Consider the following 19,760-nt stretch of genomic DNA (forward strand, 5'->3'; position numbering starts at 1 on the left):
AGTTCAGAACGAGTGACGGCGGTGGAGCAGGCGCCGCAGGACGGCCGCCTTGACCGCGAGCGCGAGGACGAGGGCGGCGAACCCGCCGACCGGCCCGAGCGGGGGCACGAGCAGCGCGGCTCCCACACTGAGGGCGGCGAGCGCTACTACGGCGGTGCCCGAGGTCAGGGTCAGCACCTTGCTGTTGGTGTTTTCGATGAGGAAGCTCGCGTAGAGCCCGGTCGCGTACAGCGCCGTCTCGACGAGCACGAGCAGCCCGAGCACGACGTAGCTGTCCTCGGTCATGAGCAACGCGCGCGTCGACGGCACGGCGAGACCCGCCCCGAGCAGCACGGCGAAGCCGATCCCGGCCCGTTCGACCAGCTTCAGCAGCTCCGACGCGCGGGCCCGGCCGGCCACCGCGCCCGTGCCGCGCATCCGCCGTGACGCCGTCGGCTGGTGCAGTTTCAGCTGGTAGAACAGCAGCGAGCAGAACGCGCTCGACACCAGCAGCGCCAGGTAGAACGGGCCGCTGTCGGTCGTCCGCCCGGACAGCGCCAGCACGCCGAACACGACCGACGTCGAGATCACGTCGAGCAGTTCGGTCAGGCCGAGCAGGACCGTGCTGCGCCCGTACGCCGGCAGGAGCCGGTGCCCGGGCACGCCGCCGCCGCGCAGCCACGGCCTCGGCAGCAGGGCCACCGAAGCGCCGAGGATCACGACGAGCCCGGCGAGCAGCAGCGCGAGGTGCGTCTCGGGGGACCACCGCACCGCCCAGGTCACGCACGTGACGATCCCGACGACGACCGAGCCCGCGGCGAACGCGAGCGCGTCCAAAGTGGACTTGTCGCGCAGCCGGTGCAGACCGGACACGGTCATCAGCAGCCCGCCGGCGATCGACCACGCGGCCGCCGTCAGGTACAGCGCCGCGTCCGATTTCGGCGCGACGACGAGCGCGACGACCATGGCGGCCAGCACCACCAGCACCGGCACGGCGGCGATCCGGACCGCGAGCGCGGCGACCGCGTCCCGGGTCAGGCGCAGCCGGGGCAACGCCTTGAGCGCGGACTTCTCCGCCGCGGCCGGCACGAAGTTGAGCCACGTCATCAGGCCGAGCGCGTTCGTGAAGCGCCCGTAGTCGTGCGCGCCCCACGCGGTGAGCAGGACCAGCCCCATCAGCTGGACCGACAACCGGAACACCCCGCGGCCGGCGAGCAGGCGCAGCACCACCGCCGGCCGTGGCGGGGCCACGACCGGCGGGGCGGCGGGGGACAACCCCGTCACGGCAGGGGTACCGCCATGTCCTGCTCGTGGAGCAGGAACTTCAGCGTGCCGCGCACCTCGTTCTCCGCGGCGAGCACCTCGGGCACGGACCGGGCGGTGAGCACGACGTAGCCCAGCTTGTAGCCGGCCTGCTCGTACGGCTTGACGTAGGACCCTTCGTCGGCGAACAGGTGCAGCCCGACCACGCCGGGCATCGCGCAGACGTCCTCGACACCGTCCACCCGGGACAGATGACCACCGCGGTCGGACGCGAGGATGTGCACCAGCGTCGGCTTCGCCGCGTGCAGGTCCAGCTCCACCGCGTCACCGGTGGCCGCCGCGATCCCGGCGGCGATCAGGTCGGCGCCGTAACAGTGCTGGATCGCTTCCGCGAGGCCGTTTCCGCCCATCCGCGCGCCCATCTCGATGAGGTAGAGCTGCCCGTCGCGGCCCAGGACGGCGTCCAGCGTGAGCGGCCCGGTCCGGTAGCCGAGCTCGGCGCAGATCAGGTCGAGCGCCTCGATCAGCCGCAGCTCGGCGTCCGCGGGCAGTTCGCCGGGCAGCAGGTGCGACGACGTCACGAAGAACGGCGGCGGCGTGAGCGTGCGTTCGGTGACGGCGTGGAAGACGATCCGGCCGTCCACGACCAGTGCTTCGATCGTGTAGTGCGTGCCGTCGAGGTGCTCCTCGACGACCAGGCGGCCGGACGGCGAGAACGCGAGCGACTCGGTGAACGCCCTGGTCAGCCGGCCGGGGCCGGAGCAGGAGACGACCCCGCGGCTGCCGGACGAGTCGACCGGTTTGACCAGCGTCGGGAACCGCAGCTGCTGGGCGGCGTTGACCAGCTCCGGGCCCGGGCGGCCGGCGACACTGCGGTAACCCGGGAGTCCCAAGTGGTCACAGAGCGCACGGAAGACGGACTTGTCCGTCGACGCCTGGACCGCGTACTCGGGCAGGGGATCCGGCAGGCCCCAGTGCCGGGTGAGCCACGCGAGCGTCGGCAGGCCGACGTCGCTCGCCGGGCAGAGCACCCCGGCGATGTCGGGCCGGCCGTCGAGCGCGGCCGCGATCTGCTCCGGCGCCCGCACGCTGACCTGCAGGAACTCGTCCGCGAACGCGACCCCCGGCGCGCCGGGCCGGACGTCGACGCAGATCGTGCGGAAGCCCAGCTCGCGGGCCCGTTCGTAGGTGCTGACCGCACCGTCCGCGCCGCCCAGGATCACCAGGGTTCTCGCGGAGCCTCTCTCGGAACTTGTCACGCTGAAATGCCTTTCCCCAGTTGCACATCGATCCGCCGGGGCCCCTCGGGGTCCTCGGTCGTGAAGAGCCGGTCCTCGACGTCGACCACGACGTTCGCCTCCCGGATGTAGAACTGCCGCGGCTTCGGCTGCCCCGCGCCGACCACGACGAGGTAGCGCACGGTCAGCGAAAGCACCAGCAGCAGCACGGTGAGCAGCATGAAGAGCGTCACGGCCGTGGCACTCGCGCCGAGCAGGCCGGACGCCGCCGCCGCGGCGGCCAGCACCCCGAAGCCGGCGGCGAACAACGCGGTCGCCGAGGCCGCGGTGGTCAGCCGTCGGGTGAACCCGACGAACAGCTCGATGGCGTGCGACGACAGGAAGCTCATGCCCACTTTGGACTCGCCGCGCTCGCGGGCCCGGTGCGCCACCTGGACACAGGTGTAGCGGCTCGTCAGCCGCGGGACCGTGGCCAGGAAGTACGGCGTGCCGAGCCGCAGGTCCACGATCTTCCGTGCCAGCTCGGCCCGGACCAGCCGGAACGCCGTGGCGCCCGGCGGGATCTCGATGCGCAGCAGGCGGGCGCCGATGAAGTGGAACGCGGCGGTGCCCCAGCGCCGCAGCCGCGGGTCCTGCCGGTTCGTGCGGACGCCGAAGACCGCGTCGTACCCCTGTTCGGCCGCCGCGATGAGCTTGTGCGACTCGGCGGCGGGGAACTGCTGGTCGGCGTCGATGTGCAGCACCCAGGGTTGGGACGCGTACCGGTAGCCGGCCGAGAAAGCGGCTTCGAAACCGAAATTGCGACTGAAGGACACATACCGCACCCGGGGGTCGGCCGCGGCGAGTGTGCGGATCTCGCCGAGCGTTCCGTCGGTGCTCCCGTCATCGATGTAAAACAGTTCGAGTGAATAGTCGGACAGCTCGTTGGTTATTTCCCGATAGGACGGTCCGACGTTGTCGACTTCGTTGAAGCACGGAATGACTACGGTGAGTCCGCATGTCGCCGGACCAGGGAATGCCCTGGTCATCTGCAACGCCGGGCAGGTGATGCCGGATTCGTGTCCGTCCGATCACCGACAGTGCGAATGGTGTTCATGAATACCCCAGTTGGATCTGCTCAGACCGCTTGTCGATGCGCGGCGTTGCGGAGTTATAAGCAGACCGATCGCCGTTTGGGGACAGCTTTACTGCGAATTCCTCCGTTCAGACCCAGACCAAAGTATTAACCCATCCGGCATTCGGGGTGTCCTGCGGACGAAGTCCTTCCACTACGGCCCGCGATGGCGCAGACTCCCCGGCCATGTGGAGTCCGGGGGCTGGTGTTGTGTGGCGTGCTGCCTACGCGCGGGCGGTGCGCTCGGCGTTCGCCACGGTGCCGTTCTACCGCGAGCGCTGGGCGCTCGACGGCCGTGAAGATCCAGTGCTGGTACCGGGTCGCACCGGGACGAACGGCGGCGCGGCGCCGCTCGCGGAAGCCGTGCACAAGCTCGTAGACCTGGTCCCGCTCGCCGGGGGCGCGCAGCGGACCGACCCTTCGCGCGGCCTCGGCCGGGTGCTGCGGACGGCTCGGCGGCCCACACCCGGTAGCTTGATCGTCCTTTTGGGACAAGACGATCTCCGCCCGCCTTCCGACCTGCCGAAAGACGTTCGTGGCTGCGTCGCCGATCCCGACGCGCCGAGCGCGTCCGTGCTCCGCGAGCTGACGGCGGTGCTGGCGCGCGGTCACCGCGTGCTCGCCGTCGGCGACGACAAGGCGATCACGACGTTCACCGCCGCACTGCCCGAAAACAGCGCGCACCGTGTCGAAGCGGTGCCGCACCGTGAACTCGACTCGCTGGACGCCGGCCCGTACGGCGTGCTGCACGACCCGGCGCTCGGCTACCTCGGCGCACTGGCCGGCTGCGGCCGGTGGCACCTCGACTGGCCGCACGTCCACGCCCGGCCGACGGCCGGCGGGCTCGCCTTCACCTTGCTGCGCCAGGAGTCCCCGCGGTTCGTGGACGTCATCCCGGCCGGCGGGGTGCCCGGCCGGATCGAGTCCTGCCCGCGCCACGGCACCCCGGTCGTCGTCGCATGAGGTTCGTGTTCCACGATCCCCGCACGGACCCGGCGCCCGCGGGCTGGGCGGACTTCTCCCGGACCGCACGGCTGCACCCGGTGTGGGACTACGGCTTGATGGGTCTCGAGGCCTGGGGCGCACGCAACCCGCAGCTGGTGGCCGCCGCCGTCGAGGGGGACGAAGTCGTCGCCGGGATGTCGGTTCTGGTCTGCCGCCTGCCGTGGTCCTCGCGGTTCGCGCCCGCGCCGGGACGTCGTTCGCCGCGCCCGTGCTGGGCCGAGGTCTACCAGCCGTGGCTGAGCGGCTTCCCGGGCATCGTGTTCGCGCCGGCGCTCCCGGCCGCCGCCCGGCAGCCGCTGGTGCGCGAGTTCGAACGGCAGCTGCGGCGGCACCTGGGCCCCGGGCTGCTGGGTGTGGTCTACCGCGCGATCGGCGAGGAGTTCGCCGCCGGCGTCGGCGGCCGGGCCCGGCTGGTCAAGCCGACCGACCCGACGACCGTGCTGGAAAACCGCTTCACCACCGAAGACGACTGGCTCGCGACGCTCCCGTCCGGCCGCCGGTCGAGCCTGCGGCGCCGCGGCCGGCGGATCGCCGAGGATCCGGCGCTGGTGGTGCGCGGCGGCCCCGGCCGGGACGACGTCGACGGCGTCGAGGTCGCGTCGCTGATCAAGGTGCACCGCGAGCGGTACGGGAAGCTCCCGCTGGACACGCGCACGATGCCGTCGGCCGGGTTCCTGCACCGCTACGTCCGGCGCCCGGACGTCCACACGCTGACCTACCGCGACGCCGACGGCCGGCTGCTGGCCGTGAACACCATGCTCGACCACCCGGACAGCCCCAGCCTGCAGCACTGGGCGGCCTTGCCGCTGGACGAGCGCGGCCGGGGCGCGGGTTTGTATTTCGACGCGTATGTCCGTGCTGTCCGATTCATGGCGCGGCGCGGGGCGAAAGAACTTTCGGCGGGCCGGGGCATGGTCGAACTGAAACAGGAATTGGGGTTCCGGCCGCGCGCGCTCTTCGCCGCGGCGGTGCCGAGGCCGGTGCTGGGCCGATGACCGCGACGGTGACCAGAGTGTCGCAAGTGGACGTCGTCGACCCCCGCGTCGACCCGCAACCCGACGGCTGGGCGGCGTTCCGCGCCCGGTGCCTGCCGCCCGTGTGGGACTACGAACTACTGCGCCGCGAGGCGTGGTTGGCGAAGAACCCACCGGTGCTCGCCGTCGTCCGCGAAGGTGAGCGGGTCGTCGGCGCGCTGTCGGTGATGGTGTGCCGGGGCTGGCGGTCCCGGGAGTTCGGGCCGCTTTCGGGCGGCCGGCTGCGGCCGCGCTGGGCCGAGGTCTACCTCCCGCTGCTGAGCGGCTACCCCGCGTGCGTCTTCGACGAGGGCGTCGACGAGCGGGCCGCCGTCGGGGCGTTCGAACGCGCGCTGCGGGAGTACGTCGGGTCCGGGCTGCTCGGCGTGATCTACCGGGCGATGAACCCGGAACTGGTGCCCGCGCTGGCGGGCCGGGGCCGCGCGGCCCGCGAGATCGACCCGGCCGCCGTGCTGCGCAACACCTATTCCACAGTGGACGAATGGGAGCGCGGGCTGGCTCCCGAAGTCCGGCGGTACCTCCACCAGGACGTCGACACCGAAGCGGCGTTCGGCCGCACCGACGTCGACCCGCACGAGCTGGCCGTGCTGCTCAACGCCCACCGCGCCCGGCAGGACGAACGCGCGTGGGCGGGCGGGCAGCGGTCGCGGATCGGCGGGCTGCACATGGACACCCGCAGCCCGGTCGCGCCCGGTTACCTCGACACGCTGGTCCGCCGTTCGGACGTCCTGACCCGGACCTACCGCGATGAAGCAGGTCGCCTGCTCGGCTTCGCCACCATGATCGACCATCCCGCGGGTTGCGCGGTGCACCACTGGGCGGCGCGGCCGAGCGCGGCCGGCGGCCGGAAGGGGCTCTATGTCGACTGTTACGCCCGTTGCGTGGCGCACATGATCGCCGAAGGCCGGCCCGAACTGACCGCGGGCCGGGCGATGCTCGACGAAAAGACCGCGCTCGGCTTCGGCACGCGCTCGTTGTGGTCGGTCGCCGTGCCGCGTCCGGTGCTGGGCCGATGACCTTCGCCGTCCGGGTGCTCGACCCGCGCACCGATCCCGAGCCCGCCGGCTGGGCCGCGTTCCTGCACGCCCAGCAGGCGCCGTTGACCTGGGACTACAGCCTGCTGTGCACGGAGTCGCGGCACTCGCGCAGCCCGTACCTGCTGACCGTGGTCACCGACGGCGGCGCGATCGTCGCCGCCGTCCTCGCCATGCTGTGCCGCCCGGGTTCCGCGACCCACCCGGGCCCGGTCGGCGGGGCCGCCCGGTGGGGGCCGCGCTGGCTGGAGGTCCAGCACGCCTGGCTGAGCAGCTATCCGGCGTGGCTGTTCGCCGAAGACGTCGACCCGGCCGGCCGGCGCGAGATCCTGCGCCGGTTCGAGCGGGCGGTCTGCCGGTTCGCCGGGCCGGGCTGCCTCGGCGTGGTCTACCGCGCGGTCGCGCCGGACGCCACCGGGCTGGTGTCCGGCCGGGGCCGGCTCGTCCGCGAGATCCAGCCGACGCTGGTGCTGGAGAACACGTTCACCGACCTCGACGGCTGGCTCGCGACGCTCAGCCGCAACCGCCGGTCGAGCCTGCGCGGCCAGATCCGCAAGATCGCCGCCGACCCCGGGCTGACCGTCCGCGCCGGCACCGCCCGCGACGACCTCGACGGCACCGAGCTGGCCGCGATGCTGCACGCGCACCGCGCGGCCAAGGGCCCGGTGAAGTTCGACCAGCGCGGCCCGGTCACCGGCGAGTACCTGGACGAGCTGATCCGGCGCCCGGACGTCGTCACGACGACCTACCACGACGCCGACGGCCGGCTGCTCGCCTTCACCGACCTGCTCGATCACCCGGTGATGCCGCTGCACCAGCACTGGGCCGCCCTGCCACCCGCCGAGGGCCGGCCCAAGCACCTCTACTTCGACGTCGTCGCGCGCGGGGTGGGGCACATGATCGAGCACCGCCGGAAGTTCCTGTCCCTGGGCCGCGGGGTCACCGACCTCAAGACGTCGCTGGGGTTCTCCCCGGCCCCGATGGCCGGGGCCGTCGTGCCGAGGCCGGTGATCCGATGGTGACCGACGTGCTCGACCCGCGCCACGACGCGGAACCGGCGTACTGGACGGCGTTGCGCGAGCGCGCCGGGCTCCGGGCCGACTGGAGCTGGGAGGTGCTCAGGACCCAGGCGTGGGCCGCGCGGACCCCGCAGCCGGTCACCGTGCTCCGCGACGGCGACGAACCCCGCGGCGTCGTCTGCGCCGCCTGGGTCACCGGCCGGACCCGTCGCAACCGGTTCGGCTCCGCGACCGCGCGCCGCGGCCGGCTCGGCGGCCTCGACGTCCGCGGGCCCGGCGCGAGTTCGCAGCCCGGCTGGTGGTTCGCGGATCCGGGCGACGACGGCGGCGTGACGCGGCTGCTCGAGACGTACGTCCCGGCGATCCGCGCCGAACTCGGCCGCGGGTTCCGCGGGATGCTGGTCCGGCAGGTCGGCGAGGCCGGGCTCGACGCCGTCGGCGGCCGGTTCCGGCTGGTGCGGCGGACCGAGGACATCGCCGTGCTCGACGTCAGCGCGTTCGGCTCCCGCGACGACTGGATGCACTCGCTGGCCCGCAAGCGCAAGCAGAACCTGCGCAAGATCTTCCGCACCTTCGACGCCGACCCGAGCGTCGAGGTGCGGTGCGTGCCGGGCAAGGAAGCCGACCCGGTCGCCATCGCGGAAGTGTTGCGGCACAACGAACGCAAGCACCACGACGTCCCGATCGTGCCGCTGCCGCACTTCACCGGCTACCTGACGGAGCTGCTGCGCCAGCCCGACGTCACGGTGATCGAGTACCGCGACACCGGCACCGGGCGGCTGCTCGCCGTGGCCACCTTGCTCGACCACCCGGACCGCCCGATCGCGCGGCACTGGGGCGCGCTCGGGCCCGAGGCGGGCGGGCGGCCCAACCTGTACTTCCACTTCTACGGCGAGGCGGTGAGCTGGGCGATCGCGCACGGGCGGTCGTCGGTGGTGTTCGGCAAGAAGATGACCGAGATGAAGGCGACGCTCGGGGCGCGGCTCGTCCCGCAGTACGCGGCGGCCGTCCCGGTTTGCTAGCTTCGCGGCGTCTCACCCGCCGCGCTTCAGGAGAGCCCCGCCATGCCGATGATCAGTGTCTCGATGTTCCCCGGCCGCACGCCCGCCCAGAAGAGCGCCCTGGTCCGGGAGCTGACCGACGCGTTCGTCCGCACCTGCGGCGGCAAGCCCGAGGGCGTCCAGGTGACGCTCATCGAGGTCGGCGCGGACCACTGGTCGACGGGCGGCGTCCTGCATTCGGAACGCTGAAAGCCGTGAAGGGCACCTTCAGGGCTTATCTGTCCCTGAAGGTGCCCCTCACAGCACTTGGTGTGGGTCAGTGCAGGCCGAGGGCCCGCTGGGCGAAGTTGACCTCGATGGACGTCTGCTTGATCGTCTCGGCGATCACCAGCGAGCCGTGGCCGGCGTCGTACCGGTAGAACTCGTGGTGCAGCTCGCGGCCGCCGAGCCGGTCGAGGTAGTTCTCGATCTGCCGGATCGGGCAGCGCGGGTCGTTGTCGCCGGCCAGCACCAGCACCGGCGCGGTGACGGCGTCGACGTAGGTGATCGGCGAGCACTCCGCGTACACCGCGGGCACGTCGTCGGGCGAACCGCCGAAGAGCGCGCGGTCGAACGAGCGCAGCTGCTCCATCTCGTCTTCGTACGCGGCGACGTAGTCCGCCACCGGCACCCCGGCGACGCCGGCCGCCCAGCGCGCGGGCTGCGTGCCGAGCGCGAGCAGGGAGAGGTAACCGCCCCACGAAGCGCCGTTCACGACGCACTTCTTCGGGTCGCTGAGTCCACTTTGGACGGCCCAGTCGTGCACCGAGGCGACGTCTTCCAGCTCGGTCAGCCCGGGCCGGCCCTCGATGGCGTCGCGCCAGGCCGAGCCGTAGCCGGTCGAACCGCGGTAGTTGACCTCGACCACGGCGAACCCGGCGTCGAGCCAGGTCGCGCGGTACGCCGAGAAGCGGTCCTCGTCGGCCGCGTGCGGGCCGCCGTGCAGCGAGAACACCGTCGGCAGGGGGCCCTCCGGCGCCCCGGACGGCCGCGAGACCAGCGCGTGGATCCGGCCGCCGACGCCTTCGACGAACGCGTCGGTCAGCGGTTCCGACCCCGGCGCCCGGTCGCCCGGCGGTGACAGCAGCACCGCGTCGGAGCCGTCGGTGGTGCGGGCCCGGACGGCGGCCGGCTCGGCCGCGCTCGACCAGGAGTACTCGACGGTCCCGTCGGGCCGCACGCCGGCGCCGCCGATCCGGCCCGCCGGAGTGTCCACAGAGGACAGCTCGGCCGAGTCGAGGTCGTAGCGGTACAACGAGCTGCGGCCTTCGTGGAAGTGCACGACCAGCAGGGCGCGCGCGTCCGGGTACCAGCCGGCGACGACCTCGCCGGGCAGGTCGAGCTCGATCTCCGTCTCGGTGTCCGCCCGGACGTCCCAGACCAGCAGCTCCTCGCGGCCCCGCCGTTCGTGCAGCACCAGCAGGCGCTGATCGCCCGGCAGCGGGGAGAACTCGAGCGCGGACAGGGCCTTGCCCTCGCCGTCCCACTTGTCGGCGACCGTGGTGAACCCGTCGGTCGCGAGGATCCGCAGCGCCGGGTGGCGCGAGTCGCCGTGCTCGGAGTGGGAGATGGCGATCAGGCTCTCGTCGCGCGAGAGCGACGTGATGCCGGCGTCGTCCGCGTGGCTGTAGAAGCGGTGCGTCTCGCCGTCGATCCGGGCGAACAGCTCGCTGCCGTCGTCGGTCGAGACGCCGACCGCGATGAGTCCGGTGCCGATCTCGAGGCCGGCCGGGTAGCCGTCGTGGACGTCCGGCACCGCCTTCTCGGGCTTGCTGCCCTCGGTCGCGGCGAACGGCTCGCGCACCCACGAGCCGAACTCGTCGCCGTCGGTGTCGTCGAACCACCAGATCCACTCGCCGTCCGGCGAGGGCGTGGCGTGCATGGTGCCGTTGGGCCGATCGGTGACGCGTCGGTGCTCGCCGGTCGCCCGGTTCCAGGCGTAGACCTCCCAGACACCGCTGGAGTTGGACACGTAGACGCATCGATCGGGGGCGTCGCGGGCCCAGTCGGGCACGGAAATGCGCGGCGCGTGGAAGCGGGCGCGCCAGCGGGCTTCGGTCTCGGCCTCGTCGAACAGCCGGTCCGGGACCACCGCGGGCGGATATTGGTTGGCTGACTGCGTGCTCACCCCTCGATCCTGCCACCTTCTGGCCGTACTGTGTGCGGGGTGCTGGAGGGTTACGCGCCGGGCTACGGGCGAGACGCGGTTTCGATGATGTCCGCGCGCACGGCTGCCGAACGCGCGACGTTCGCCCAGCCGCTGTTCGGGCTGGGGATGTGGGTGGTCGACCTCGGCTGCGGCCCGGGTTCGATCACGCTGGGGCTGGGCGCCGGGTCGCGCGTCACCGGCGTCGACCGCGACGTCGGTCAGATCGCGATGGCCCGCGACTCCGCGCGCCGGGCCGGCCGGTCCACAGTGGACTTCGTGGTGGCGTCGGCGTACGCGTTGCCGTTCGACGACGACAGCGTGGACGTCGCGTTCTCGCACGCGCTGTTCGAGCACCTGACCGCGCCGCTGGAAGCGCTGCGGGAGCTGCGCCGGGTGCTGAAGCCGGGTGGCAGGCTCGCGCTGTCCACTTCGGACTGGAGCAAGGCGCGGCTGCGCCCGAAGACGGCGAACGTCGACGCCGCCCTGCGCGGCCACTACCTGTTGCGCCGCCGGGCGGGCGGCGACCCGTTCGCCGGGCGCAAGATCGCCGACCACTGCGCGGCGGCGGGGTTCGCCGAGATCGTCTCGCGCCCCCGCTACCGCGAGGACATGACGTACCGCGACCTGGCGAGATACGTCGAGTCCCGGTTGGACGCGGCGATCTCGGACCCGGACTACGGGCGCGACCGCGACCAGCTGGCGAGCGCGGCTCGGTCGGCGTGGACGTGGGTCAGAAGCGGCGACGGCGACTTCAGCCAGTGCTGGGTGGAAGTGACGGCGACGAGAGTGTGAGAAGCCCGGAAACCAGAAGAGCCGGTGTCCGAAGACACCGGCTCTTACTCGTCGGGGTGGCGGGATTCGAACCCACGACCTCCTCGACCCGAACGAGGCACGCTACCAAGCTGCGCCACACCCCGAGGTACTGCTTAACGGGTCGTGGAGAAGTCTAGCGGACGTTGTCACGGGCTTTCCGGCGGGCTGCCTTACGCGGTTCGTCAGCCCCGGACCCGCGCGGGACCAGCGTCAACAGGCTCGCTTCCGGCGGGCAGGCGAACCGGGCCGGCGCCCACGGCGACGTCCCCAGGCCGGCCGAAACGTGCAACCACATGTGCGCGCCCCAGCGCGAGGCGCCGCGGGCGCGACTGCGATCCAGGTCACAGTTGGTGACGAGCGCGCCGTAACCCGGGAGGCGCAGCTGGCCGCCGTGGGTGTGGCCGGCCAGCACGAGGTCGTAACCGTCCGTGGCGAACGTGTCGAGGACCCGCGGCTCCGGCGAGTGCGTCACGCCGAGCCGGACGGCCGCGCCGCTGTCGGCCGGGCCGGAGATGTCGGCGTAGCGGTCACGGCGCAGGTGCGGGTCGTCGACGCCCGCGGCGAACACCCGCTGCCCGCCGACGTCGATCGTGCGGCGCACGTGCGTCAGGTCGGTCCAGCCGTGCTCGACGAACGCCGCGCGCAGGTCGCGCCACGGCAGCTGGACGCCGTGGATGCGCTTCTTCTTGCCCTTCGGCATCAGGTAGCGGGCCGGGTTCTTGGGTTTCGGCGCGTAGTAGTCGTTGCTCCCGAAGACGAACACGCCGGGCCGCTCGAGCAGCGGGCCGAGCGCGCGCAGCACCGAAGGCACGGCCTGGTGGTGCGACAGGTTGTCACCCGTGTTGACGACCAGGTCCGGATTCAGCTCGTTGAGGGCCGCGACCCAGCGCTGCTTGCTCCGGTGGCTCGGCAGCATGTGCAGGTCCGAAACGTGCAGGATGGTGAACGGCCGCGACCCGGGCGCCAGCACTGGGAGTTCGGCGGTGCGCAGGGTCCAGCGGCGCCGTTCGATGCCGACGGCGTAACCGAGGGTCGCGGCGCCGAGCGCCACTGTCCCCGCGGCGAGGCGGATCGCCTTCGCCCCCGACGTGGGTTTGTTACTGAGCGTGCTCACGGGCTCCAGGATACGTGCTCAACGGTTGGATGACTTCGCCCCCGTTCCGGGGAACCTGCCGCTTAGCATTTGCGTCGGCCCGTAGACGGGTCTTTAGGGGGCTTGGGGAGAGTGATGGAGCAGTTCGGGCCGTACCGGATCGAGGGCCTGCTCGGCCGCGGTGGCATGGGCGAGGTCCACCGCGCCTACGACACGGCGCACGACCGCGTCGTCGCGTTGAAGCTGTTGTCCGATCCGTACGTGACGGACGAGGCCTTCCGCGCGCGCTTCCGCCGCGAGTCGCAGATCGTGGCGCGGCTGCGTGAGCCGCACGTGATCCCGATCCACGCGTACGGCGAGATCGACGGGCAGCTGTACCTCGACATGCGGCTGGTCGAGGGCAAGGACCTGAAGGAGCTGCTCGAAGAGGGGCCGCTGACGCCCGATCGCGCCGCCGGCATCGTGGAGCAGGTGGCGGGCGCGCTCGACGCCGCCCACGTGGACGGCCTGGTGCACCGCGACGTCAAGCCGTCGAACGTGCTCGTCACGAGCGGCGACTTCGTGTACCTCGTGGACTTCGGCATCGCGCGCTCGATGAGCGGGGAGGCGACGTCGCTCACCGGCACCGGCAACGTGATCGGCACGCTCGACTACATGGCGCCGGAACGCTTCGGCGACGCCCCGATCACCGGGCTCGTCGACGTCTACGCGCTCGCGTGCGTGTTCTTCGAGTGCCTCACCGGGCACCGTCCGTTCCAAGCGGAGGGTGCGGCCGCGCAGATGGGCGCGCACCTGACCGCGCCGCCGCCCGTGCTTTCGCAGGCGCGCGCGGGCGTGCCGAGCGCGCTGGACGCCGTGGTGGCGCGCGGGATGGCGAAGAACCCGGCCGACCGCTACCCGACGGCGGCGGCGTTCGCGGCCGCCGTCCGGACCGCGCTGGCGACACCGGCACCCGCGCCGATCCAGACCTGGCAGAAAACCCTGCCCGGCCCGGTGACCCCGCCGCGCCCGATGCCGACTCTGCAGGCGCAGCACGGCATGTCCGCGCCGATGACCCCGCCGCGCCCGATGCCGGCCCCGGCTTACGCCGGCCCACCGACCGGCTCCTACCCGGGCCCGCCGACGGGGCAGTACGCCGGCCCGCCGACGGGCCCGCGGCCGCTGACCGGCCCGGCCCCGCTCACCGCGCCGTCTCAGCCTCGGCCGTCGAAGTCCCAGCGAGGCCGGTGGATCGCGTTGTGCAGCGCGCTCGCCGGGATCGTCGTGGTGGCGTTGCTGGTCACGTACTTCGTGAGCAAGGACAAGACGACGCGGACGGGCAGCCAGTCGCCGACCGTGCCGGTCACGGTGCCGCCGGGTTCGTCCTCGTCGCCGCCGCCGTCGTCTTCACAGCCGCCACCGTCCACTTCGGAATCTTCGCCACCGAAGCAGGAGCACGACATGGCGCTGTACAACGCCCTTCCGGCCGTCTACAGGCAATACACGTGCGTCGACGCGGCCGCGCCCGCCGGCACGGCCGCCGCGATCGAGTGCACGGATTCGAACGTCGGCGACGTCAGGATCGGCAACGTGGTGTTCCCCCAGCCGACCGGAGCGAAGTTCTACCGCTTCGCCGACGCGGCCGCGATGGACGCGTACTTCCAGAACATCGTCAAGACCCAGGGCCTGACCCGCGACGACGCGCATGGCGCGTGCCGCCCGGAGACGTACCCGAAGATCTGGGGCACGTACTACCGAGCGGAAGTCCCGAACCCGATCCCGGGTGAGTACTTGACGTGCTTCCTCGGCGACCCGGCGCAGCTCGTGTGGACGGAGAAGAAGAGCCTGATCGCGGGCGTCCTGCTGTCCACGAAGGTCGCGGACACCAACCAGCTGGACATGCTCTACCAGTGGTGGAACACGGAGGTCCTGTCGAAGATGCCGCAGAGCTGATAGGCGAGGCCGGAGCAAGTCAAGCCGCTCCGGCCCCGCCCAGGCATTTCTAGCGGCCGGGGCCGCCCATGTACTGCGGGTCCGGCTGGGGTAGGTCCACGACCGGCTGGCTGGCGTCCATGATGTTCTTCATCGCGCCGAACCACGTCCGGGCCGGGGCCTTGCCGCCGAACATGTTTCCGCTGCCGCACACCCGGACGTTGCCCGGGCCGGCGTCACAGAGACCGCCCGAGCCGCCGCCGCCGAACTTGAACGTCATCGCCGCGCCCGCGAGCTGCGGGGTGCCGCCGACGAACGTCGCCGAGACGTTGCCCTGGGTCGTGCCCGTCTTGCCGATGATCGGGCGGTTCCACCCGGCGGCGGCGGCCGCGGCCGCCGACGTGCCGCCCGGCTGGTCGTCCTTGCTCATGCCGACCGCGAGGGTGTTCGCCAGGCCTTCGGGCACCGCCTGCTCGCAGCCGGCTTCCTTGATCGGCACCGGCTGGCCGTTGCGGTCGGTCACGCCGGCGATCGGCGTCGGCGGGCACCAGACGCCGCCGGAGAGGATCGTCGCCGCGACGTTGCCCAGCTCCAGGCCGCTCAGCGGGCTGAAGCCCAGGGTGAACGCGCCGAAGCCCGGCCAGCCCGGCCTGGGGCCGTAGTACTCGGCCTGGGTCTGGCTCTTCTCCGCCTTGTCGGCCTTCGGGTCGACCGTGCCGCCGCCGATGTTGCTCGCCATGGTGTCGCGCATGCCGAGCCGCTTGGCCATGTCGATGCCCGGCGCGGTGCTGCCGAGCCGGTCTTCCAGCTCCACGAACGCGGTGTTCGGCGACGTCGCGAGCGCGGTCTGCACGGTCGCGCCCTGGGCGATCCGGCTGTAGTCACCGGCGTTGCCCACGCAGTACCAGTTCGAGCGCAGCGGCGGCCCCGTCGGCGGGCAGGTCTTCGCGCCACCGGTGAACACGTGCGAGGTGTAGGAGTCCGGCACCTCGACCGGCGAGTAGATCCCCGCCACGCCCTTCTCCATCGCCGCGGCCGTGGTGAAGATCTTGTACGTCGACCCGGCGCCACCGGTGTTGTAGACACCCGCCGGCAGCGCGTACGTCGTCTGGCCCTGATCCGGGTCCTGCCCGTAGTCGCGGTTGGCCGCCAGCGCGACCACCTCGTGCCGGTTCTTGCCCGGCTTAATCAGCGACAACGTGTTCGCCACGTACTGCTGGGTCTTCTTGACCTGCGTCTCCGCCGAGACCTTCGCCTCGTGGTTGGCGCGCTGGTCCAGCGTCGTCTTGATCGTGTAGCCGCCGGTGTAGAGCTGGTCCTTGCTCATCCCCGACTTGATCAGGTAGTCCTCGACGTACTGGCAGAAGAACCCGGCCTCCGGGCCCGCGCCGATGCAGTTGGCCGGCGGCTTCGCCGGGAAGTCCGGTACGACACCCAGCGGCTCGCCCTTGAACCGGTCGGCGTCGGCTTTGGCCAGTTTCTTGTTCTCGACCATCCGGTCCAGCACGACATTGCGGCGCGCGGTCGCCTTGTCCGCGTGTTTCCACGGGTCGTTGTTGATCGGGTTGTTCACCAATCCGGCGAGCAATGCGGCCTGCGGCACGGTCAGCTTTTCCGGCGTGGTGTTGAAGTACGCGTGCGCGGCGGCGCCGATCCCGTAGATCTGCCGGGAGAATTCGACGATGTTCAGGTAACCCGCGAGGATCTGCTGCTTGGTCAGCTTCGTCTCGAGCTGGATCGCGATCCGCGCTTCCTTCAGCTTGCGGGCGACCGACTGTTCCTGCGCTTTCTTCTGACCCACCGTGTCGCCGCGGTAGACGACGTTGATCAGGTAGTTCTTGACGTACTGCTGCGTGAGCGTCGACGCACCCTGCGTGTCCGCGCCGGTGCTGTTGCTGACGGCCGCGCGCAGCGTGCCCTGCCAGTCGACGCCGTGGTGGTCGTAGAACCGCTTGTCCTCGACCGAGACCAGCGCCCATTTCATGGCTTCGTTGATCTGGTTCTCGTTGATCGGCAGCCGGTACTGGTCGTACATCGTCGCGATCGGGGTGCCGGCGCTGTCGGTGACGGTCGTGACCAGCGGCGGCGGGATGTCCGCGAGGTCCGACGACGTCTTCTCGACCGTCTCGCTGGCCTGGTTGGACATGACACCGGCGGCCCCCACGACCGGGAAGAGCATGCCGGCGACGAGCACCCCCGCGAGCAGGCAGAGGCCGATGAGCTTGAACAAACCATCCGCTTTTCGCACGAGGGCCAGCCTACGCGGAGCGGGTCAGGCGCCGGTGACGCCGTGTCCCCGAAGATGTGAATTCAGTGACAAACGCGACCCCCTTCGGTGACATCTGGTAACGGAAGGCATTCTAGGTCTTGGCGGAGGGAACCGAGGGCCCTTACAGTCCGTCAACGTCTCACGAAGAAAGCCGAGAGGCGGATCACCGCGAGTGGGAGCTCGCGCGGTCCGGCTTCAGGCACCGGCACCGGGGAGGTGTCCGGCAAACCGACGTGAGCTGAGGGAGACACGCTCGCGGGGGCGAGGAGCGCAGTGCCTTTGTCCCCGCTGGTGCGTCGATCACCAGGGTAGGGAGCTGGGGGTATGGAAACCAACCAGTCGAGCTGGCGAATCAACGCGTCCTGCCGGGACGCCGATCCGGACGGCCTGTTCGTCCGGGGTGCGGAGCAGAACCGGGCGAAAGCCGTCTGCATGGGCTGCCCGGTCCGCACGGAATGCCTCGCCGAAGCACTCGACGGCCGGATCAACTTCGGTGTCTGGGGTGGTATGACCGAACGGGAACGGCGGGCGTTGCTGCGCCGCCGTCCCGACGTGCTGAACTGGGCCGAGCTGCTCGAGGCGGCCAAACGGGACGCCCTGGAGCGGGTCGAAGTCGGCTGACCGCTCGTGAGTGGTAATTCGGGTTCTAACCCGAATTACCACTCACGAGGAGGCGAGCTTGGTGCCGATGTCGCGCAGGCCGTCGAGGTCGTGCACGTCACCGGCCAGCGCGGGTACCCGGGCCAGCGCCACCTCGGGGTGGGCCCGGGTGAACCGCGCGAGCAGCCGTTCTTCGCGGGCGGCGAGGTCGACGCGGTCGGCGTGCAGCCGCAGCACGGCCTCGGCCAGCGGCGCGTTCACGTCGCCCTCCTGCAGGGACTCGGCCGCGGCCAGCGCTTCGGAACCGGACAGCTTCGCGAGCACCGGGTGCGTCCGGTTCGCGATCAGCCCGCCCAGCGGCATCGACTCGGCCGAGAGCCGTTCGACGAAGTAGGACGCCTCACGCAGCGCGTCCGGCTCCGGCGCGGCCACGACCAGGAACGACGTCCCGGACGAGCGCAGCAGCTCGGCCGTCTTGCGGGCGCGCTCGCGGAAGCCGCCGAACATGCTGTCGAAGGCCTGCATGAACGCCGACGCGTCGGTCAGCAGCTGGCCGCCGATGATCGTCGACACGGCCTTGGCGAACATCGAGAACCCGGCGTTGACGACCTTGCGCAGGCCCCAGCCGCCGGCCTTCGCCGGGCCGGTGAGCAGCCGGATCATCCGGCCGTCCAAAGCGGACGACAGGCGCGTCGGCGCGTCGAGGAAGTCCAGCGCGGAGCGGCTCGGCGGGGTGTCGACGATGATCAGGTCCCAGTCGCCGGTGGCCGCGAGCTGGCCCAGCTTCTCCATCGCCATGTACTCCTGCGTGCCGGAGAACGACGTGGAAATGGTCTGGTAGAAGGGGTTCTGCAGCAGCTGCTCGGCGCGTTCCGGGCCGGCGTGCACGCGCACCATGTCGTCGAAGGTGCGGCGCATGTCGAGCATCATCGCCCACAGCTCGCCCTTGGGCTCGAAACCCTCGACCTGCACCTGCCTCGGGTGGTTGCCCAGCTCACGCAGGCCGAGCGCCTGCGCCAGGCGCCGCGCGGGGTCGATGGTGAGCACGACGGTCTGGCGGCCGCGCTCGGCCGCGCGCAGCGCCAGCGCCGCCGCGGTGGTCGTCTTGCCGACGCCGCCGGAACCGCAGCAGACGATCACGCGGCTCTTCTCGTCGTCGAGCAGCGCGTCGATGTCGATGGTGGTGGTCACAACCGCACCCCCTGGTCGGTCAGAGCCTCGGCCAGCTCGTAGAGCGCCCCGACGTCGACGCCGCCGGTAAGGTCCGGCAGCTCGAGCGTCGGCAGGTCGGCTTCGGCGAGCTGCTCGCGGGCCCGCTGCTCGGCGGCGACCCGCACCGCGTGCTCAACGGTCTCCTCGACCAGCGCGTCCAGCGTGGTGTCGGGCAGCTTCAACCCGGCCGACGCGAGCCCGGTGCGGACGCGGGAAGCGTCGACGCGCCCGTCGGCCGCGGCCAGCACCGAGCGGGCCGGCAGCCGCGGCGGCCGGACCCGGTTGACCAGCACCGCGCCGGGGCGCAGGTCGGCGCCGTCCAGCTCGGCGACGGCCTCGACGGTCTCGCGGACCGGCATCTCCTCGAGCAGGGTGGCGATGTGGATCACGGTCTCGCCGGAGTGCAGCAGCCGGACGACGCCGTCGGCCTGGCCGCGGATCGGGCCGGTCTTGGCGAGGTCGGTCAGGGCCTTGGTGACGTCGAGGAACTTGACGACCCGGCCGGTCGGCGGCGAATCGACGACGACGGCGTCGTAGGTGTGCCGCCCGTCGGACTCGGTGCGCCCGACGCACTCCTTGATCTTCCCGGTGAGCAGGACGTCGCGCAGGCCCGGCGCGAGGGTGGTCGCGAACTCGATCGCGCCCATCCGCCGCAGCGTCCGGCCGGCGAAGCCCAGGTTGTAGAACATCTCGAAGTACTCGAGCAGCGCGGCTTCGACGTCGATGTGCAGCGCGCGCAGCTCGCCGCCGCCGGGAACGGAGGCGATCCGCTGCTCGGCGTAGGGCAGCGGCTCGGTGTCGAAGAGCTGCGCGATGCCCTGCCGGCCCTCGACCTCGATCAGCAGCACCCGGCGGCCCTCACGGGCGAGCGCGAGGCCGAGCGCGGCGGCGAGCGTCGTCTTGCCGGTCCCGCCCTTGCCGGTGACGAAGTGCAGCCGGGCGCGGGCAAGCTCGTCGGTCCAGCCGGCATGGGAAGTGGTCACTTCT

Annotated in this window: 16 protein-coding genes, 1 tRNA gene and 1 pseudogene; 9 read left to right on the top strand and 9 right to left on the bottom strand. The window is 71.7% G+C overall.

Features of this window, described 5'->3' with window-relative positions; genetic code table 11:
• Positions 1-3: 3 nt before the first annotated feature.
• Genes ACLJQZ_RS00655 through ACLJQZ_RS00665 form a run of 3 tightly spaced genes read right to left on the bottom strand, consistent with a single transcriptional unit; the run spans position 4 to position 3,508 of the window.
• Positions 4-1,263 carry a hypothetical protein gene (locus tag ACLJQZ_RS00655; protein ID WP_410617973.1) on the bottom strand — a complete coding sequence of 420 codons (1,260 nt, stop codon included), beginning with the start codon at positions 1,261-1,263 and terminating at the stop codon, positions 4-6.
• Positions 1,260-2,501, bottom strand: coding sequence for an ATP-grasp domain-containing protein (locus tag ACLJQZ_RS00660; protein ID WP_410617974.1), 1,242 nt, complete (start codon positions 2,499-2,501; stop codon positions 1,260-1,262). The genes ACLJQZ_RS00655 and ACLJQZ_RS00660 overlap by 4 nt, the downstream gene beginning before the upstream one ends.
• The gene (locus tag ACLJQZ_RS00665; RefSeq protein ID WP_410617975.1) at positions 2,498-3,508 is read right to left on the bottom strand and encodes a glycosyltransferase family 2 protein; all 1,011 of its coding nucleotides are present in this window, start codon (positions 3,506-3,508) and stop codon (positions 2,498-2,500) included. The genes ACLJQZ_RS00660 and ACLJQZ_RS00665 overlap by 4 nt, the downstream gene beginning before the upstream one ends.
• A gap of 323 nt (positions 3,509-3,831) precedes the next feature.
• Here ACLJQZ_RS00665 and ACLJQZ_RS00670 point away from each other — a divergent pair, with 323 nt between their 5' ends.
• The 6 genes and pseudogenes from ACLJQZ_RS00670 to ACLJQZ_RS00695 all read left to right on the top strand — a co-directional run.
• Positions 3,832-4,557: a hypothetical protein gene (locus tag ACLJQZ_RS00670; RefSeq protein ID WP_410618570.1), complete on the top strand. Its 726-nt coding sequence runs from the start codon at positions 3,832-3,834 to the stop codon at positions 4,555-4,557.
• A complete protein-coding gene (locus ACLJQZ_RS00675; protein ID WP_410617976.1) occupies positions 4,554-5,594 on the top strand; it encodes a GNAT family N-acetyltransferase in 1,041 nt (346 codons plus the stop codon). Before ACLJQZ_RS00670 ends, ACLJQZ_RS00675 begins: the two co-directional genes overlap by 4 nt.
• Before the next feature lie 26 nt (positions 5,595-5,620).
• On the top strand, positions 5,621-6,649 hold the full coding sequence (locus ACLJQZ_RS00680) for a hypothetical protein (protein WP_410617977.1): 1,029 nt from the start codon (positions 5,621-5,623) through the stop codon (positions 6,647-6,649).
• Positions 6,646-7,689, top strand: coding sequence for a GNAT family N-acetyltransferase (locus ACLJQZ_RS00685; protein WP_410617979.1), 1,044 nt, complete (start codon positions 6,646-6,648; stop codon positions 7,687-7,689). Before ACLJQZ_RS00680 ends, ACLJQZ_RS00685 begins: the two co-directional genes overlap by 4 nt.
• Positions 7,683-8,708, top strand: a complete 1,026-nt coding sequence (locus tag ACLJQZ_RS00690; RefSeq protein ID WP_410617981.1) for a GNAT family N-acetyltransferase — start codon at positions 7,683-7,685, stop codon at positions 8,706-8,708. Before ACLJQZ_RS00685 ends, ACLJQZ_RS00690 begins: the two co-directional genes overlap by 7 nt.
• A 36-nt stretch (positions 8,709-8,744) precedes the next feature.
• A pseudogene (locus tag ACLJQZ_RS00695) lies at positions 8,745-8,936 on the top strand (tautomerase family protein); the annotation flags it as partial.
• A gap of 67 nt (positions 8,937-9,003) precedes the next feature.
• Here the strand turns inward: ACLJQZ_RS00695 and ACLJQZ_RS00700 are convergent.
• Positions 9,004-10,854 (bottom strand): prolyl oligopeptidase family serine peptidase, encoded by a 1,851-nt coding sequence (locus ACLJQZ_RS00700; protein WP_410617982.1) that lies wholly within the window; start codon positions 10,852-10,854, stop codon positions 9,004-9,006.
• A 39-nt stretch (positions 10,855-10,893) separates the two neighbouring features.
• On the opposite strand from ACLJQZ_RS00700, the gene ACLJQZ_RS00705 reads away from it, so the two are divergent.
• On the top strand, positions 10,894-11,667 hold the full coding sequence (locus tag ACLJQZ_RS00705; RefSeq protein ID WP_410617983.1) for a class I SAM-dependent methyltransferase: 774 nt from the start codon (positions 10,894-10,896) through the stop codon (positions 11,665-11,667).
• A 51-nt stretch (positions 11,668-11,718) separates the two neighbouring features.
• On the opposite strand, the gene ACLJQZ_RS00710 is transcribed toward ACLJQZ_RS00705, so the two are convergent.
• A tRNA-Pro gene (locus ACLJQZ_RS00710) sits at positions 11,719-11,792 on the bottom strand.
• Between the two features lie 29 nt (positions 11,793-11,821).
• Complete coding sequence (locus tag ACLJQZ_RS00715) at positions 11,822-12,802, bottom strand: metallophosphoesterase (RefSeq protein WP_410617984.1); 981 nt, start codon at positions 12,800-12,802, stop codon at positions 11,822-11,824.
• Positions 12,803-12,916: 114 nt separating this feature from the next.
• On the opposite strand from ACLJQZ_RS00715, the gene ACLJQZ_RS00720 reads away from it, so the two are divergent.
• Positions 12,917-14,713 carry a protein kinase domain-containing protein gene (locus ACLJQZ_RS00720; RefSeq protein ID WP_410617986.1) on the top strand — a complete coding sequence of 599 codons (1,797 nt, stop codon included), beginning with the start codon at positions 12,917-12,919 and terminating at the stop codon, positions 14,711-14,713.
• Positions 14,714-14,762: 49 nt separating this feature from the next.
• On the opposite strand, the gene ACLJQZ_RS00725 is transcribed toward ACLJQZ_RS00720, so the two are convergent.
• On the bottom strand, positions 14,763-16,940 hold the full coding sequence (locus tag ACLJQZ_RS00725; RefSeq protein WP_410617988.1) for a transglycosylase domain-containing protein: 2,178 nt from the start codon (positions 16,938-16,940) through the stop codon (positions 14,763-14,765).
• Positions 16,941-17,285: 345 nt separating this feature from the next.
• Here ACLJQZ_RS00725 and ACLJQZ_RS00730 point away from each other — a divergent pair, with 345 nt between their 5' ends.
• Positions 17,286-17,582 carry a WhiB family transcriptional regulator gene (locus tag ACLJQZ_RS00730; protein WP_247058884.1) on the top strand — a complete coding sequence of 99 codons (297 nt, stop codon included), beginning with the start codon at positions 17,286-17,288 and terminating at the stop codon, positions 17,580-17,582.
• A gap of 42 nt (positions 17,583-17,624) precedes the next feature.
• On the opposite strand, the gene ACLJQZ_RS00735 is transcribed toward ACLJQZ_RS00730, so the two are convergent.
• Complete coding sequence (locus ACLJQZ_RS00735) at positions 17,625-18,752, bottom strand: ArsA family ATPase (protein WP_247058883.1); 1,128 nt, start codon at positions 18,750-18,752, stop codon at positions 17,625-17,627.
• The gene (locus ACLJQZ_RS00740; RefSeq protein WP_326945000.1) at positions 18,749-19,756 is read right to left on the bottom strand and encodes an ArsA-related P-loop ATPase; all 1,008 of its coding nucleotides are present in this window, start codon (positions 19,754-19,756) and stop codon (positions 18,749-18,751) included. Before ACLJQZ_RS00740 ends, ACLJQZ_RS00735 begins: the two co-directional genes overlap by 4 nt.
• Positions 19,757-19,760: the final 4 nt, after the last annotated feature.

Source organism: Amycolatopsis sp. cmx-8-4, assembly GCF_046548675.1.
GTDB lineage: Bacteria > Actinomycetota > Actinomycetes > Mycobacteriales > Pseudonocardiaceae > Amycolatopsis.

Excerpts from the sequence above, each read along its gene's own strand:
- ACLJQZ_RS00665 (WP_410617975.1), bottom strand. The coding sequence starts at position 3,508 with ATGACCAGGGCATTCCCTGGTCCGGCGACATGCGGACTCACCGTAGTC.
- ACLJQZ_RS00675 (WP_410617976.1), top strand. The coding sequence starts at position 4,554 with ATGAGGTTCGTGTTCCACGATCCCCGCACGGACCCGGCGCCCGCGGGC.
- ACLJQZ_RS00685 (WP_410617979.1), top strand. The coding sequence starts at position 6,646 with ATGACCTTCGCCGTCCGGGTGCTCGACCCGCGCACCGATCCCGAGCCC.
- ACLJQZ_RS00690 (WP_410617981.1), top strand. The coding sequence starts at position 7,683 with ATGGTGACCGACGTGCTCGACCCGCGCCACGACGCGGAACCGGCGTAC.
- ACLJQZ_RS00720 (WP_410617986.1), top strand. The coding sequence starts at position 12,917 with ATGGAGCAGTTCGGGCCGTACCGGATCGAGGGCCTGCTCGGCCGCGGT.
- ACLJQZ_RS00730 (WP_247058884.1), top strand. The coding sequence starts at position 17,286 with ATGGAAACCAACCAGTCGAGCTGGCGAATCAACGCGTCCTGCCGGGAC.